Annotated in this window: 16 protein-coding genes; 8 read left to right on the top strand and 8 right to left on the bottom strand. The window is 47.4% G+C overall.

The features are described from left to right. Window positions 1-209 precede the first annotated feature (209 nt). Window positions 210-1,382 carry a substrate-binding domain-containing protein gene (locus OKS35_RS13550; RefSeq protein WP_264093240.1) on the bottom strand — a complete coding sequence of 391 codons (1,173 nt, stop codon included), beginning with the start codon at window positions 1,380-1,382 and terminating at the stop codon, window positions 210-212. Between the two features lie 39 nt (window positions 1,383-1,421). Next, window positions 1,422-2,294: a nucleotidyltransferase-like protein gene (locus tag OKS35_RS13545; RefSeq protein ID WP_078147894.1), complete on the bottom strand. Its 873-nt coding sequence runs from the start codon at window positions 2,292-2,294 to the stop codon at window positions 1,422-1,424. Between the two features lie 169 nt (window positions 2,295-2,463). On the opposite strand from OKS35_RS13545, the gene OKS35_RS13540 reads away from it, so the two are divergent. Beyond that, window positions 2,464-2,823, top strand: coding sequence for a YgzB family protein (locus tag OKS35_RS13540; protein WP_031421140.1), 360 nt, complete (start codon window positions 2,464-2,466; stop codon window positions 2,821-2,823). A gap of 36 nt (window positions 2,824-2,859) precedes the next feature. Here the strand turns inward: OKS35_RS13540 and perR are convergent, their stop codons facing one another. Beyond that, window positions 2,860-3,291, bottom strand: a complete 432-nt coding sequence (gene perR, locus OKS35_RS13535; RefSeq protein ID WP_031421138.1) for a peroxide-responsive transcriptional repressor PerR — start codon at window positions 3,289-3,291, stop codon at window positions 2,860-2,862. 191 nt (window positions 3,292-3,482) lie between these two features. On the opposite strand from perR, the gene OKS35_RS13530 reads away from it, so the two are divergent. The 3 genes from OKS35_RS13530 to OKS35_RS13520 all read left to right on the top strand — a co-directional run bounded on the left by OKS35_RS13530 (window position 3,483) and on the right by OKS35_RS13520 (window position 6,581). Beyond that, on the top strand, window positions 3,483-4,781 hold the full coding sequence (locus tag OKS35_RS13530; protein WP_159563592.1) for a glutamate-1-semialdehyde 2,1-aminomutase: 1,299 nt from the start codon (window positions 3,483-3,485) through the stop codon (window positions 4,779-4,781). 118 nt (window positions 4,782-4,899) lie between these two features. Then, entirely contained in the window at window positions 4,900-6,132 is a 1,233-nt protein-coding gene (locus OKS35_RS13525; RefSeq protein WP_264093239.1) for an MFS transporter, read from the top strand. Between the two features lie 53 nt (window positions 6,133-6,185). Then, window positions 6,186-6,581 (top strand): thiol-disulfide oxidoreductase DCC family protein, encoded by a 396-nt coding sequence (locus tag OKS35_RS13520; RefSeq protein ID WP_015880898.1) that lies wholly within the window; start codon window positions 6,186-6,188, stop codon window positions 6,579-6,581. Window positions 6,582-6,615: 34 nt separating this feature from the next. Here the strand turns inward: OKS35_RS13520 and OKS35_RS13515 are convergent, their stop codons facing one another. From OKS35_RS13515 to mutY, 4 genes are all read right to left on the bottom strand, one after another. After that, entirely contained in the window at window positions 6,616-8,364 is a 1,749-nt protein-coding gene (locus tag OKS35_RS13515) for an ABC transporter ATP-binding protein (protein WP_264093238.1), read from the bottom strand. Between the two features lie 39 nt (window positions 8,365-8,403). Further along, window positions 8,404-8,946, bottom strand: coding sequence for a DUF402 domain-containing protein (locus tag OKS35_RS13510; RefSeq protein WP_015880896.1), 543 nt, complete (start codon window positions 8,944-8,946; stop codon window positions 8,404-8,406). An 89-nt stretch (window positions 8,947-9,035) separates the two neighbouring features. Continuing rightward, window positions 9,036-9,461, bottom strand: a complete 426-nt coding sequence (locus OKS35_RS13505; RefSeq protein WP_264093237.1) for a hypothetical protein — start codon at window positions 9,459-9,461, stop codon at window positions 9,036-9,038. Then, window positions 9,448-10,482 carry an A/G-specific adenine glycosylase gene (gene mutY, locus OKS35_RS13500; protein WP_264093236.1) on the bottom strand — a complete coding sequence of 345 codons (1,035 nt, stop codon included), beginning with the start codon at window positions 10,480-10,482 and terminating at the stop codon, window positions 9,448-9,450. Before mutY ends, OKS35_RS13505 begins: the two co-directional genes overlap by 14 nt. Window positions 10,483-10,570: 88 nt before the next feature. Here mutY and OKS35_RS13495 point away from each other — a divergent pair, with 88 nt between their 5' ends. Beyond that, window positions 10,571-11,554 (top strand): metal-dependent hydrolase, encoded by a 984-nt coding sequence (locus OKS35_RS13495; protein ID WP_015880893.1) that lies wholly within the window; start codon window positions 10,571-10,573, stop codon window positions 11,552-11,554. Window positions 11,555-11,580: 26 nt separating this feature from the next. Here OKS35_RS13495 and OKS35_RS13490 read toward each other — a convergent pair whose 3' ends face one another. After that, window positions 11,581-12,114: a YceI family protein gene (locus OKS35_RS13490; protein ID WP_159563587.1), complete on the bottom strand. Its 534-nt coding sequence runs from the start codon at window positions 12,112-12,114 to the stop codon at window positions 11,581-11,583. Window positions 12,115-12,334: 220 nt separating this feature from the next. Here OKS35_RS13490 and adh point away from each other — a divergent pair, with 220 nt between their 5' ends. The 3 genes from adh to OKS35_RS13475 all read left to right on the top strand — a co-directional run bounded on the left by adh (window position 12,335) and on the right by OKS35_RS13475 (window position 15,064). Beyond that, entirely contained in the window at window positions 12,335-13,855 is a 1,521-nt protein-coding gene (gene adh, locus OKS35_RS13485) for an aldehyde dehydrogenase (protein ID WP_074037701.1), read from the top strand. 1 nt (window position 13,856) lies between these two features. Next, window positions 13,857-14,219 (top strand): DUF779 domain-containing protein, encoded by a 363-nt coding sequence (locus OKS35_RS13480; RefSeq protein WP_214818375.1) that lies wholly within the window; start codon window positions 13,857-13,859, stop codon window positions 14,217-14,219. A 119-nt stretch (window positions 14,220-14,338) separates the two neighbouring features. Further along, window positions 14,339-15,064, top strand: a complete 726-nt coding sequence (locus tag OKS35_RS13475; protein ID WP_215244359.1) for a nuclease-related domain-containing protein — start codon at window positions 14,339-14,341, stop codon at window positions 15,062-15,064. Window positions 15,065-15,091 lie beyond the last annotated feature (27 nt).

Raw genomic sequence — 15,091 nt, 5'->3', positions numbered from 1 at the left:
GCCGCTCTTGGCGACTTCATTAATCTATCACGTTTTGATTGTTTTCGTCAACAACTTTTTCACAAATTGTTTTTCTGAAATAATCTTTTGCCGTGACAACGTTTATAACTATAATCTCTATTTACCACTTCGTCAATACAAAAACCAATAAAAATTAAAAAAGATTTACTTCCCATCAACATGATGAAAAGTAAACCTTCTGCTTTGTATTAATCGAGACGGACATAGCCCGTCTTCTCAACTAACATCTGCCCATCCTCGCTTTCGAGCCATTTTAGAAATTCTTCATATCGCTCTGCCTTCTCTTCCGTAGTCACCGCATAAAATTCAGAAGTCAGTGGATACGATCCATCCTGAATCGTTTCAACGGTCGGTTCGATTCCTTCTATACGAAGTAACTTGATTTCATGGTCATGCACCATTTCTGTCGCATAGTATCTAAATGAGAATCCAATCGCATTTTTATGGTTCCGATACGATGAAGTTTGTTGAATGATTCCACCCATCCCTTCAGGAACATCTTCTACCGGCGCCTCCATGAGCTTTTGTTCGCCCATCATCTTTTGTAACGCCGTTTGACTGCCACTGTCCTCCGGTCGTTGAAAAGCACGAATGGATTCCGAGTCCCCTCCGACCTCTTCCCAATTCCGAATGTCTCCTGAATAAATCCCCCGAACTTGTTCCATCGTCAAAGAATCGACCGGGTTATCTTCATGGACGAAGAACACAAATGCTTCCCTTCCAATCGCCGTCATATGTAAAGAAACGTTTTTTTGTTTCGCAACCTTCAATTGACGGTCAGATGGACCAGCGACGAAAATCAAGTCGGTCTGATCGTTCATCAGTCGGCTGTACGCTTCCGGTGTTGTCGTCGACACGACTTTACTCGTTTGATCATTATATGGATCATACGTTTCCGAGTCCGGATAGACTGCTTCCACGAATGAAGCGTACATCGGATAGAGCGCTGTCGCTCCATCTAATCGCGGCAAACCTTCCTCAAACTTCACCGAAGCCTCGTGATCGAGTCTCGCCAATTGTTCTGAATCCGTGAACGGCTGATAATCCATCAACTCCACACCGCGTTCCTCAATCTTCAAACTATCTTGATACATATAATATCCTTTCACAGAAGCGAAGAGGACAGCACCGACTAACGCACCCCAGCCGAGAACTTTTCGAATCTTTTGTTTTGAAAAGGACGAAAAATCATAGAGTCCCATACATATGATTAGTAGAACGGCCATATACCATATCGTCCAAATAATCGGTCGCCCAAGTGTGATGGGGTCTCCCATCGTAAAAAGGGCGACAAAGACAGAAATCACAATCGTGACAAATAAAATAAAGACGGTTCCCACGCTAAATTTCAATAGTTTCATATAACTGATTTTCTCCTCATTGTTCCTATGAAAGGGAAGTTAAGCAATCTCATAAAGCACTGCCTCTACCCCGACCCCTTTCGTCGGTCTCGTGACCGTTCGAACATACCCTTTTTTCACTAAAAAACCAATGATGCTTCCAAGGTCGACACGGAGCTCATTCAAATTCGGATGTTCCATCAATTCTGAGAACGTCCACGCTCCGCCTTTCTCCTGCATCGTCTGAAGTAATAACAACGTCCCCGGCAACACTTTCGATTGAATCAAATGTTCCATGCCAATGACGACAAGGTGGATGCGCTGTTCAAGCGATTCTTGTCCTCCGACCAATTCATCGTGCAGCTTATAAATTTCGAGGTCAATGGCTCGTACCTGTTCCCACAATACGATTTCCGGATGAATCCCCGCCTCAAGAATCGAGAGGCGTGCCAGGTGAGTGAGCGCATGATGAATCTGAGTGAAGGCGTCTTGGAACTCCCCTTCTAAAAATAGATAACGTCCGTCTTCAAACCGACGCAACAACTTTGCGAAAGAGATTGAGAGTTGTAAACGTTGTTCCCGATTCGTTAAATTACGGTTGCGCTGTCGTAACTCTAAAATGTACTCATTTCGTTCGAACAAGACGATTCCGTCTTCAATCCAATGAATGGCTCGCCGATTTTCATTCAAGACAATCCACCGATCCATCATCGAGTCACTGACTACGTGCAGGACAATTTTTTCTTGACCGACCTGATAGTGTTTCACCGTCCAAAACGGTTCTGGTTTTGCTTCAATCACAATGAGCAGGCGATCCGATTGATCCGTCAACGGATCACGTGCCCGCTTTTTCTTCACTTCAATAATCCCGAGTGTCGTTTTTAATGCAGCATATTCTGAGTAAATGGTGCGAGTCGCATATTCCATCGTCATCTGGACCCCTTCTCTCCCAATCGCAAGTTGACTATATATGACGATTGTCATTTTCGATACGAACCAATTTCGCCCTCTTTTCAAAAAACTCCTGCCGAAAAAGTGCAGGAACTTCTCACTCGTTTGAAGATGAGCTATTATAGAGACAGACTATTGGAGGGATTCACTCATGAAAAAACGGGGGAACAAAATCAACCGCGCACGTAATATAGCATTACTTCTTATCTTCGGTGGGATTGGGGTCATGTATCTCGGCCTTCTCGCCAAATCCATCACCTGGCTCATGATTATTTTCATGCTTCTCGGATTTGTCATGGTACTTGCGAGCTCTGCCCTTTACTTCATCGTCGGGATGGCCTCGACAAAAGCCATCATCGTGACTTGTCCGAACTGTGAAAAAGAGACGAAGATGCTCGGACGCGTCGACTTATGTATGCATTGCGACGAACCGCTCACAATCGACCGCTCACTTGAAGGTAAAGAGTTCGATGAGAAATACAACAAACGTCAGTCACAACAAACGGACTAACACAAAAACCACATCCGAGCAGTCGGATGTGGTTTTTTAATGTGTTTGCGATTGTTCAGACTGACAAGACGGGCACGTTCCGTACACTTCAAGACGGTGACGATCAACTTTGAATCCAGTCAATTGAGATGCAACCGATTCGATTTCATCTAATACAGGATAGTTAAAGTCGACGACTTTTCCACACGTGTCACAGATGATGTGATAGTGCTTTGACGTCACAAAGTCAAAACGACTCGAGGCGTCCCCATAGTTCATCTCTTGAACAAGGCCTACCTCTTTAAAGACGCGCAAGTTGTTGTATACAGTGGCCACACTCATGTTCGGAAACCGTGCGGCTAGTGCCTTATAAATGTCATCCGCAGTCGGGTGACTGTGCTCCGTGACGAGGTACTCCAAAATGGCCTGGCGCTGAGGCGTCATTCTGACTCCATGTTCCCGGAGCGACTGAACAGCATGGTCAAGCATTTCGCTTCCCACGTCAATCCCTCATTTCTTCTATAAAATTCATGCGAAATAGTTTTGAACATTAACTTATTTCTTACATAGTAATCTTTATAAATAGTGTACTGATTTCTCAACTACTCGTCAAACACTGAGCTTAAGCGGTTGACGGCTATGTTACAATAAGTGCGAATTTGAATAAGGAGGCAATACATATGACTACTTCATCAACTCGTCAGTCATCTGATGCATTGTACCAAGATGCACTCACTCATATCGTCGGAGGTGTCAACAGTCCGTCCCGCTCATTCAAAGCGGTCGGTGGCGGTGCTCCTGTATATATGGAACGCGGCGAAGGCGCCTATTTCTATGATGTAGACGGGAATCGCTACATCGATTATTTGGCAGCGTACGGTCCAATCATTACCGGTCACGCCCATCCCCATATTCATGAAGCGCTCGTCAATGCTTCTTTAAAAGGCTTACTTTACGGGACACCTCATCGTCTCGAAGTCGAGTTTGCGAAGAAACTAAAACAAGCCATCCCTTCGATGGATAAAGTACGATTCACGAACTCGGGGACGGAAGCCGTCATGACGACAGTACGAGTCGCCCGTGCTTACACCGGTCGTGAACTCGTTGTGAAATTCAGCGGTTGTTATCACGGTCATTCGGATCTCATGCTGATTGCGGCAGGTAGTGGTCCAGCGACACTCGGTTCTCCGGACTCTGCAGGTGTGACAAAAGCCACTGCCAAAGAAGTCATCACCGTCCCATTCAACGACGTCGAAGCGTATCGCGAGATGATGAAAGAATGGGGAGACCAGGTCGCATGTGTCCTCGTCGAACCGATTGTCGGGAACTTCGGAATCGTCGAACCGAAGCCAGGTTTCCTACAAGCTGTCAATGATATCACACATGAACACGGCGCACTCGTCATCTATGATGAGGTCATCACGGCGTTCCGTTTCACATACGGAAGTGCCCAACAAGTGTATGGCATCGAACCGGATATGACAGCGCTCGGTAAGATTATCGGTGGCGGTCTACCAATCGGTGCTTACGGGGGCAAGGCTGAAATCATGGAGACGGTCGCTCCACTCGGACCTGCATATCAAGCCGGCACGATGGCCGGTAACCCTGCCTCGATGGCGACAGGAATCGCTTGCCTTGAAGTGCTCGAGCAACCTGGTGTCTATGAGAAATTAGACGCACTCGGTGCAAAACTAGAAGCTGGCATCCGCGAGGCAGCAGAAAAGCATGACATTACCATCACGCTCAACCGCTTGAAGGGGGCACTCACCGTTTACTTCACGGATGAAATCGTCACCGACTATGAAGGTGCGGAAAAGTCAGATGGTGAGAAGTTCGGACGTTTCTTCAAGTTGATGCTGGAGAATGGCGTGAACTTGGCTCCATCGAAATATGAGGCCTGGTTCTTGACGACAGAGCATACGGAACAAGATATCGAAGAGACGATCGAAGCGGTACACCGCTCGTTTGCTCAATTGTAAGAGAGGGAGATGCGCGAGCATCTCTTTTTTTTTGTAAAAGGGGACATCTTTAAAAAAAGTGTCTCTTTTTATCATGTACCGTCCCCCATTACAGTAGAACCAAGGAGGTGCTCACCATATGAAATTTAAAGATTTTCCATTAAATGTCCGTTTGCGACTCGTTTGCGGATTTTGTATTCGAATCGTCGGATCAGCCATTTTCCCATTCATGGCACTCTATTTCTCAGAAGAGTTGGGGAAAGTCCCCGCTGGAATCATCATGACCTCATTCGTTATCGTCGGTTACTTGACCGGTCTATTCGGTGGGTACTTTTCCGATCGGTTCAATCGGAAGGTTGTCTTACAAATTGGCCAGGTGATTCAAATCATCTGTTTTCTTGGGATGACCATCGCCATTCACCCATCGAATAACTGGGCACTCGTCGTCGCAATCCTCTACTTCGGACATGCCGTTTCGAACGGATTGAACTATCCGGCACTTGAGGCAATCGTCATCGACTCCATGGAAGAATCGAATCGAAAAGCCATCTACGTGTATGACTACTGGCTCGTCAACTTGGCTATCGCCGGAGGCGTCATGCTCGGCGGTGCCTTCTATCGCGACCATCGTTTTGCCCTCTTCATTGGTATGACGGTCATTCTCACTGTGACCACCATCGTCCTTCAACGCTATTTGGTCGACACATACACCGGCAATCGTTCAACACCGTCAAACCCGATTCATGGCGTCATCGAAAACTACAAAATCGCGTTACGTGACCGCCGTTGGATCACATTCGTATTTGGAAGTATGCTCGTCTTTTCGACCGAGTTTCATATGGCGAACTACATCGGTGTCCATTTAGCAGAGTCATTCGAAAGTCGTCAAATTCTCGGGATACCTTTTGACGGGGTACGCATGATGGCGTTTATGCAACTAGAGAACACCTTGCTCGTCGTCGCCATCACGTTTGCGGTTACTGCGTTCGTCAAACGTTTCAAAGAGAAGACCATATTTTTCATTGGCTTATCGTTATATATCACAGCATACGCCGCCATTACCTCAATGAACTCCTTTATCGTCCTGGCCGTACTCGCGATTATCTTCACAATCGGCGAACTCCTCTACTCGCCGATTCGACAAGTGAAACAGGTTGACCTCCTCGACCCTGAACGCCGTGCCTCTTATCTTGCATTCGGCGGCCTCACGTTCCACGGAGCCAAATTGGTCGCCGCGGCAGGCATTGTCGTCGGCGCGTTCATCGGTCCGGTCTTGATGAGCGGTTACATGTTTGTCTTCGGTGCCCTCGGTGCTTACTTGTATTATGTATCGCTCTATAAGATGCAACCTGCTCGCCAACTCGCTGCTTGACGTTTAACATGAAGACAAAACGGTAAAACAGTACGATGAAGGAGGCGAAGTACTTGCCTGCGATTGTTTTATTTGATGGCGATTGCAACTTCTGTGATGCCAGTGTCCAGTTCATCATTCGTCACGATCGACACGCCTCGATTCACTTTGCTTCGCTCCAAAGCGAGGTCGGTCAGTCGCTCCGAACACGACACCGGATCCCGGAATCAGTCGACAGCATCGTCTATATTGAAGAAGGGGTTCCTTACTTAAAATCAGACGCTGCGATTCGAATTGCCGAACACCTTGATGGCCGTTGGCGCCTGCTTCGACTCATTCGTTTCATACCTAGACCGATTCGTGATCATGGATATGCGTTATTCGCCAAACATCGGACACGTCTATTTGGAAAGAAGGAAGTGTGCACACTCCCTTCCCCGGATGTTCGTAAACGATTTTTAGACCGCTAAAAAAGTCGAGCCATTAATGGACTCGACTTTTTTATTATTCGACTACGGCTAAATCTTGAATCATATACAGGTCGTAATACGCCCCGCGACGACGCATCAACTCTTCATGCGTTCCCGTCTCCATGATTTGACCGTTATCCACGACGACGATTTGATCGGCGTCCGTAATGGTCGACAAGCGGTGGGCAACGATTAACGTCGTCCGTCCTTTCGTCAGACGGGCCAGCGAGTCTTGAATCATCGCTTCACTTTCTAAATCAAGCGCACTCGTCGCCTCGTCTAAAATTAAGATCGGTGGATTCTTCAAGAAGACGCGTGCAATCGCAAGCCGCTGCTTCTGTCCACCAGACAGTTTGACACCTTTCTCCCCGACCGGTGTCGCATATCCGTCCTGTAGTTTCGAGATGAACTCATGGGCGTTCGCTGCCTTGGCCGCCGCGATGACTTCCTCATCCGTCGCATCCGGTTTCCCCATCCGAATATTCATGGCGACCGATTCGCTGAAGAGGACCGAATCCTGCATGACCATCCCAATCTGGTCGCGGAGTGCACGTAATTTGAAATCACGCACATCGATGCCGTCGATTTTGATGCTTCCATCCGTCACGTCATAGAAACGCGGAATCAAACTGACGAGTGTCGATTTCCCTCCACCGGACATTCCGACAAACGCCACGCGTTCCCCGGAGCGGATTTGAAGGTTCACATCGTTCAACGCTCTTGTCCCGTCCTGTTCATACGAAAAACTCACATGCTCAAGGTCGATTTTACCTGCTGTCGACAACGGGACGAACCCGTTCGATTTCTCTTCGATATCATATGTTTCATCCAAAAACTCAAAGACACGGTCCATCGATGCGACCGACTGCGTGAGTGTCGTCGCCGAGTTGACGAGACGACCGAGCGGTGCATAGAGTCGGTCGATGTACGCGATGAACGCGACGAGCGTCCCGAGCGATACCGCTTCTTGAATGACGAGCCACGATGCCGTCGTGAAGATGAGGATTGGCGCGATGTCGGTGATGGTCGATACGACGACATACGTCTTGGCGTTCCAACTCGTATGTTTAAGTGCCGCGTTGAGGAAACCACCATTCTGTTGTTCAAATGCCTTATTCTCATATGGCTCTAGCGCAAAACTCCGAATGACCGCCATCCCGTTGACACGCTCTGTCAAATGCCCTTGTAAATCAGCGAGTGCCGCCGACCGTTCACGCGTCAAACGACGCAACCGCCCATAGAAATAGCGGACTGCGATCGCATAAAACGGAAGTGGTAAAATCGCAATCAACGTGAGTTGCGGGTCAATCGTATACATGATCCCGATGGCGATAAGAATGGTGACCATGTCGAGCCAAATATTCATCAGCCCGGTGATGACGAAGTCTTTCGTCTGTTCGACGTCATTGATGATCCGTGAAATGATTTGTCCCGTCTTATTGTTTGAATAATAGCGGAGTGACAACTTTTGGACGTGGTCGAATAACCGGTTCCGCACATCGAACAAGACACGCGTTGCGGCCCACTGCGCCAAATATTGACGCAAGTATTCGATCGGTGGCTTGAGGACCAAGAAGACGAAGAAAACGATGCTGAACAACCAGACGAGCGTCGTGTAGTCCTGCCTCGGCGCGTCGTCCGTCAAATAGTTATCGATGACATATTTATAAAGTAACGGTAATCCGAGCGGGATGGAAAACTTCAAAATCCCGACGAAAATGGTAAGGGCAATCTGTTTCTTATACGGACGAACAAACTGCAAATAACGTTTAATACTACCCATAATGCCTCCTGACTTAAGAAAAAAAGCGGAGATGAGGAATCATCTCCGATAACGTGCTTCGTATTCGCGATACCATTCATCGACGAATGTTGGGTTGAACGGCCCTTTCCGTCCTCGAATCCAGTTGATCAGTTCTTGCACGTTCTGCTTCAAGATTCGATCAATCGCTTTCGGATAATTCATCTCGCGACGATGCCGCTCATATTCATCTTCATCTAAAATCGTGTACGACATATCCGGGAACACCTTGATGTCCAAATCGTAATCGATATATTTGATGGCACGTTCATCCCCATCAAATGTAGTCGGCGAACCTAGATTACAGTAGTAGTAAATCCCGTCTTCGCGAATCATACAGATGACATTGAACCAATACTCAGATGAAAAGTAGCAAATTGCCGGCTCTCGCGTTCTCCATTGCCGACCGTCTGACTCGCTGACCATGATGCGATCATTGAATCCGATCATATCCGTTTTTGACGACTGAAGGACGAGCGTTTCTTCCCAAACGCGATGCAAAGTTCCGTTGTGCTTGTAGCTCTGTATCTCGATTTTGCTACCTGCTTTGGGAAATAAGCTCATAAGCTCCTCCTTTCCGCTATGATGCTATACAATTCTCATATTTAATTATAGCGACTTTCAGAACCAATGAAAAAGGAAATCTCTTATTTTCATGAATTTAGTGTTTTTTGGAAGGCCCGCGTCCGTTCTTGGAACATCGGACTAAGCACGAAATACTCGACGAGTATGTTCGGAACATAGCTATCAAATGTCACTTCGTCGATCATGACCGCCTTGCCATCACGCGACTCGACCCGGTGCACATGTGTGAACCGCTTGAACGGAAACGGTAACCTCTTTCCTTGATCGCAGAATGCCTGGTTTCCCACAACGGTGATGGCACTGTTCCACGGCAGTTCCACCGGACCGACCCCAACGAACAACTTCACTTCATTCCCTTCGACCGAGGCGCCGTCCCCCACTAAGCGTACTTTAGGAAACTTCGTCAGTTTCGTCAAAAGCGAGGCATCCTGTAACAAATCCCAAAGCGAATCGACCGTCGTATCATATGTCGACTCTACATCAAATCGTCTCACGTTCGCCACCTGCCAATCGTTCTAATTTTTGTTGAGCCACAGAAACCGTCTTCACCTCACGCTCTGAAGCGTCTAGCCAGACGACGTCATCCGTCGGAAGCGTATCGACGCGATACAAATCGATATACCAAACGATATGAGAGAAGACATGTTTCACTTGCCCAAGATACGTTCCGTTAAGTTGTTCCCCCGTTCCTCGATCCATAAGCGGATATTGCCACATCCCAGCAAGTAACCCCTTATCCGCTCGTTGTTCGTAGGCAACTTTTCCATCTTTCTCGATGCACAGTGCGTCATACATTTCGATACGTGCTGCTCCCTTCTTCGTTTTGACCGGCAGCTCATCTTGTACATGATGCGCATATGCATAACATGTGTCTTGCACGGGACAGAGTGAGCACATCGGATTTTTCGGTGTGCAGACCGTAGCACCCAACTCCATCACACCCTCGTTAAAATCGGATGCGTGAGTCGGATCCATCAATCGACGAACGACTTGTTCAAAGATTTTGCGCGTCTTCGGCAAGGCGATGTCGTCATAGATCCCGAATTGACGGGACATGACGCGCATGACGTTTCCATCCACAGCCGGTTCCGGTTGATTGTAGGCAATCGATAGTACGGCTCCCGTCGTATATGGTCCGACCCCTTTCAGTTTCTCGAAACGTTCCTTCTCCTCCGGGACAATCCCCTCGTAAACAGAAGCGACTTCTTTGACCGCTTCGTGTAAGTTCCGGACGCGAGAATAGTACCCTAGCCCTTCCCAATACTTTACGACCTCATCCGTGTCAGCAGCTGCGAGATCTTCGAGCGTCGGAAAGCGATCCATGAACCGGTTGTAATATGGGATGACCGTATCGACTCGTGTCTGTTGCAACATCACTTCACTTACCCACACACGGTAAGGATTTTTCGCATGACGCCAAGGTAAATCACGCTTTTCGCGATTAAACCACGTGACGAGTTCCTCGTTGAAATGGTGAATATTATAATTTGTGAACAATTTATCAAGATTAAGCATTGTGTTTCCCCTCGTTTTAAAAATATTGTATGATAAATAAGAATAGATGACGTAATTCTTTCATTATTGATGGAGGTGCTGACGCACATTGGATACTGCGACACACATTGGTATGGGACTTGGTTTAAGTGCCATCGCGACGCTCAGCCCAGAAGTGTCAGGTGATGCACAACTGTTTTTAGCGATGACAGCCACGGCTCTCGTCGGCTCGCACGCACCAGACTTCGACACCGTCTTTAAGTTAAAAGGAAATAGTACGTATTTACGCCAGCATCGTGGTCGTTCACATGGAATCACCGCGCTTCTCGCTTGGCCAATCATCGTCAGCGCTGTCATCGGGACGGTCCTCGGTGTCAATCCTGCCTCCCTATGGGTCATGGCACAAATCGCCGTGTTGCTTCATGTCACGGTCGACTTATTTAATGCCTACGGGACGCAAGCGCTACAACCTTTTTCGAAAAAATGGATCGGCTGGGGCGTAATCGGGACGTTTGATCCGTACTTGTTCTCCGCTTATTACGGTGCATATGCATTATGGATGATAACGGGTGCGACTGTCCCTATTTTTGCACTGCTCATTGCGCTTGTCATCAGTTACTATGCCATTCAGTTTAAATTACGTAACCGCGCGCTCGCTACCGTGGCGAGACACTTTGCAGGGGCACATGAATTGTTCATCTCTCCAGGAATCGGTTGGGATGACTGGCATGTCGCTGTCCGTTTCCGTGATGGTCTCGGAGCCGTAAAAGTAAAAAAAGGCAAAGTCATCGAATGTGGTCGCTTCCGCGACAAACCGATGCCAGGAGAAGAAGATCTCCATTTCGTAGAGGCTCGGAAAAATGCAGACTTACAGGCGTTCCTCGAGTTTTCTAAAATTCACACGTACACCGTGACACGTCATAACGGGATGATCGAATACCGCTTTACAAACTTGCGTTATTTCTCTAAAAACATGTATCCGTTCGTTGCGGTCGTCATCGTCGACGAGCAGACGAATGACGTGTTGTCATCCTTTACAGGTTGGGTGTTTAGCGAAGACAGTCTGCAGAAAAAATTGGTATACGAACAATAAAAAGTCGCTCACCTGAGCGACTTTTCTTATGCCTCCGATTCAGTGAATTGGAGCTCGAACTCGAATTTGACTTTCTTATCGACGAGAACACCGCCCGCCTCAAGCGCTTGGTTCCACGTTAATCCATAGTCCTCACGGTTGAGCGACCCTTCTCCGGAGAAGGCGTGTTTCGTGTTGCCCCATGGGTCTTTGGCGCTCCCTTCATACTCCACTTCGAACGTCTCTTCCCGAGTCGTTCCTCGAATCGTTAAATCCCCTGTCACTTCGAATTCTCCGCCCCCTTTTGAACGGAAAGAAGTTGAATGAAAGACGAGATGCGGATGTTCCTCGGCATTGAAGAAATCGCCTGAACGAAGGTGGTTATCCCGATCTGTGTTATTGGTGTCAATCGATGCTGCCTGAATCGTCACTTTCACACTCGCATTCGCTAGATCGCTCGGCTCACCGTTCGCCTTAATATCAAATTCTTCGAATTCGCCCTTCACCTTGGAAATCATCATGTGCTTGACCGTGAACGTGATCGAACTATGCGCCGGGTCAATTTGATATGTCTTAGCCATCGTGACTCACTCCTTATGGATAAATTAATGTGTACAATCTAGTCATTTCCACAAATCTTGAGTTCAAAACGTTTTTACAAAAGATTGACAAATTATTGTCGAAAAATTTTGACTTTTATCACATCATACCGTTACGATGAAAAAAGGGAGTCGTTCGCTTACTGAAAAATGTAAGCGCATACATAACTCCTCTATCTCGTATGAAAAGGGAGGAACGATCATGATTTATGAAGTACCGAACTCAGCAGGAACGAAAGTACAGTTTAAAGACCGTTATGAGAACTACATTAACGGAAAGTGGACCGCACCGGCTGGTGGAGAATACTTTGAAAACACATCTCCTGTAAATGGGAAAGTATTATGTGAAGTCGCCCGCTCAACGAAAGAGGATATTGAACTTGCTTTGGATGCCGCTCATGCAGCCAAAGAGGATTGGGGCAAAACGTCTGTCACGGAACGTTCTGTCATCTTGAATAAAATTGCAGACCGCATGGAAGAGAACCTTGAAATGCTCGCCTATGCGGAAACATGGGAAAATGGGAAGGCAGTTCGGGAAACGCTCAACGCTGACCTTCCGCTCGCCATCGACCACTTCCGTTACTTCGCAGGGGTCATCCGCTCACAAGAAGGCGGCATCAGTGAACTCGACCACGATACAGTCGCTTATCATTTCCATGAGCCACTCGGCGTCGTCGCTCAAATCATTCCATGGAACTTTCCGATTTTGATGGCGGTCTGGAAACTCGCACCGGCACTCGCTGCCGGAAACTGTGTCGTCTTAAAGCCGGCAGAACAAACACCTTCTTCAATCATGGTTCTCATGGAACTCATCGAAGATTTATTACCACCTGGTGTCATCAATATCGTGAACGGTTTCGGTCTCGAAGCAGGAAAACCACTCGCATCGAGTGACCGTGTCGATAAAGTCGCCTTCACCGGTGAGACGACAACAGGTCGCCTCATTATGCAGTACGCTTCTCAAAACATCATCCCTGTCACGCTTGAGCTCGGTGGGAAGTCACCAAATATCTTCTTTGCCGACATCATGGAAGCGGATGACGATTTCTTCGACAAAGCAATCGAAGGTCTCGTCATGTTTGCCTTGAATCAAGGGGAAGTCTGTACATGCCCATCTCGCGCCTTGATTCAAGAGTCGATTTATGACAAGTTCATGGAACGCGTGCTAGAACGCGTCAAAGCAATCAAGCTCGGTAACCCACTCGATGCCGATGTCATGATGGGTGCACAAGCGTCGAACGAACAGATGGAAAAAATCCTGTCTTATCTCCAAATCGGGAAAGAAGAGGGCGCAGAGTGTCTAATCGGTGGAGAGCGCAACATGATGGACGGAGAGCTCGCGGATGGGTATTACATTCAACCGACCATCTTCAAAGGTCATAACAAGATGCGAATCTTCCAAGAAGAGATTTTCGGACCGGTCTTATCCGTGACGACATTCAAAGATGATGCGGAAGCACTCGCCATCGCGAACGATACCCTTTACGGGCTCGGGGCAGGCGTGTGGACACGAGACATGAACCGTGCATACCGCTTCGGTCGTGAAATTCAAGCAGGACGTGTCTGGATCAACTGTTACCACTCCTATCCGGCACATGCTGCATTCGGTGGTTACAAAATGTCCGGAATCGGTCGTGAGAACCATAAGATGATGCTCGGTCACTATCAACGTACGAAAAACATGCTCGTCAGCTACAGCGAACAAAAGCTCGGGTTCTTCTAAGATGGTGAGACGAGTCGAGGCCACCCCCGCCGCGCTCGAACTCATCGAACGTCTCAAATCAAAACACGGTCCCCTCCTCTTTCATCAGTCAGGAGGATGTTGTGACGGGAGCTCTCCCATGTGTTTCCCACGTGACGAGTTCATGGTGGGCGACCACGATGTTCTTCTCGGTGAAATCGGCGAGACGCCATTTTATATCCATGAGAAACAATATGATTATTGGAAACATACACAACTGATCATCGATGTGGTCGATGGTCGAGGTGGTATGTTTTCCCTTGAAGGTGTCGAAGGGAAACGATTTTTAGGACGTTCTCGAGTCTTTACAGAAGAAGAGCGTGAGACGCTGAAGCATGAAACCTAAGCAAAAGGACCCATTTCGATGGGTCCTTTATGATGTAAAAAACGATTATCCTCGATTGTAAAAAATATACATATGAATCATCTCGCTTCTTGTATAGTGGATACAAAGGGAGGGATTTGATGGCTTCACTACTAACAGAATTGTTCGAAGGTATTTTCGTCACCTTGATTAGCATATTCGCACCCATATTTCTCGTCCTCACACTTATCATCCTCTACAAGGTCAAACGTTATCAAAACAGTCAATATTCTCAACAAACTCGACATTCTTACTTCAAAGTGGTCCAAGACACCGGTCTATTCGGAGAGTATCTATGTGTGGCGGAGATTGAGTCAAAGTTCTTCCAACCGTTAATTCTGACAAACCTGTATCTCCCCCATCCTTCTAAAAAAGATCGAACCACTGAAATCGATGTCATTTTAATCAACCAATCCGGGGTACATGTCATCGAGTCTAAAAACTATAGCGGTTGGATATTCGGTCGGGCACGTGACCAATACTGGACGCAGACACTCCCCCGCCGTAAAAAACAACGCTTCTTCAATCCAATCAAGCAAAATGAATTGCATCTCAAAGCCATCGAGCAAGTGCTTGGAGTGGACCGAATCCATCTCCACTCATGGATCGTGTTCAGCAATCGTTCGACGCTCAAAAAAATTGAATCTACCGAGGTCCCTGTGCTCAATCGCCAAAAATGGATCAAAGAGCTGATCACCTATCAGGATTTTGTATTCGATCTTGATGAGCAAGTCCGTCTGTACGAAATCTTACGCTCCTTCACACAAGTCGACACGACTGTCACCTTGAAACATATCGAAGACATCAAGTCGACGATCAAGCAGTAAACAAACATCCCCGTACTCATGATGAGC

The organism is Exiguobacterium sp. N5 (assembly GCF_025842465.1).
In the GTDB taxonomy this organism is placed as follows: Bacteria; Bacillota; Bacilli; order Exiguobacteriales; family Exiguobacteriaceae; genus Exiguobacterium; species Exiguobacterium profundum.
The sequence above is the reverse complement of the archived record's forward strand: the minus strand, read 5'-3'. Positions and strand labels throughout refer to the sequence as shown.

What these genes read in the sequence shown, in the direction of transcription:
- OKS35_RS13475 (WP_215244359.1), top strand. Translation starts at nt 14,339, where the DNA reads ATGGCTTCACTACTAACAGAATTGTTCGAAGGTATTTTCGTCACCTTG.
- OKS35_RS13480 (WP_214818375.1), top strand. Translation starts at nt 13,857, where the DNA reads ATGGTGAGACGAGTCGAGGCCACCCCCGCCGCGCTCGAACTCATCGAA.
- OKS35_RS13510 (WP_015880896.1), bottom strand. Translation starts at nt 8,946, where the DNA reads ATGAGCTTATTTCCCAAAGCAGGTAGCAAAATCGAGATACAGAGCTAC.
- OKS35_RS13490 (WP_159563587.1), bottom strand. Translation starts at nt 12,114, where the DNA reads ATGGCTAAGACATATCAAATTGACCCGGCGCATAGTTCGATCACGTTC.
- OKS35_RS13525 (WP_264093239.1), top strand. Translation starts at nt 4,900, where the DNA reads ATGAAATTTAAAGATTTTCCATTAAATGTCCGTTTGCGACTCGTTTGC.
- adh (WP_074037701.1), top strand. Translation starts at nt 12,335, where the DNA reads ATGATTTATGAAGTACCGAACTCAGCAGGAACGAAAGTACAGTTTAAA.
- OKS35_RS13515 (WP_264093238.1), bottom strand. Translation starts at nt 8,364, where the DNA reads ATGGGTAGTATTAAACGTTATTTGCAGTTTGTTCGTCCGTATAAGAAA.
- OKS35_RS13545 (WP_078147894.1), bottom strand. Translation starts at nt 2,294, where the DNA reads ATGACGATGGAATATGCGACTCGCACCATTTACTCAGAATATGCTGCA.
- OKS35_RS13530 (WP_159563592.1), top strand. Translation starts at nt 3,483, where the DNA reads ATGACTACTTCATCAACTCGTCAGTCATCTGATGCATTGTACCAAGAT.
- OKS35_RS13550 (WP_264093240.1), bottom strand. Translation starts at nt 1,382, where the DNA reads ATGAAACTATTGAAATTTAGCGTGGGAACCGTCTTTATTTTATTTGTC.
- mutY (WP_264093236.1), bottom strand. Translation starts at nt 10,482, where the DNA reads ATGCTTAATCTTGATAAATTGTTCACAAATTATAATATTCACCATTTC.
- OKS35_RS13540 (WP_031421140.1), top strand. Translation starts at nt 2,464, where the DNA reads ATGAAAAAACGGGGGAACAAAATCAACCGCGCACGTAATATAGCATTA.
- perR (WP_031421138.1), bottom strand. Translation starts at nt 3,291, where the DNA reads ATGCTTGACCATGCTGTTCAGTCGCTCCGGGAACATGGAGTCAGAATG.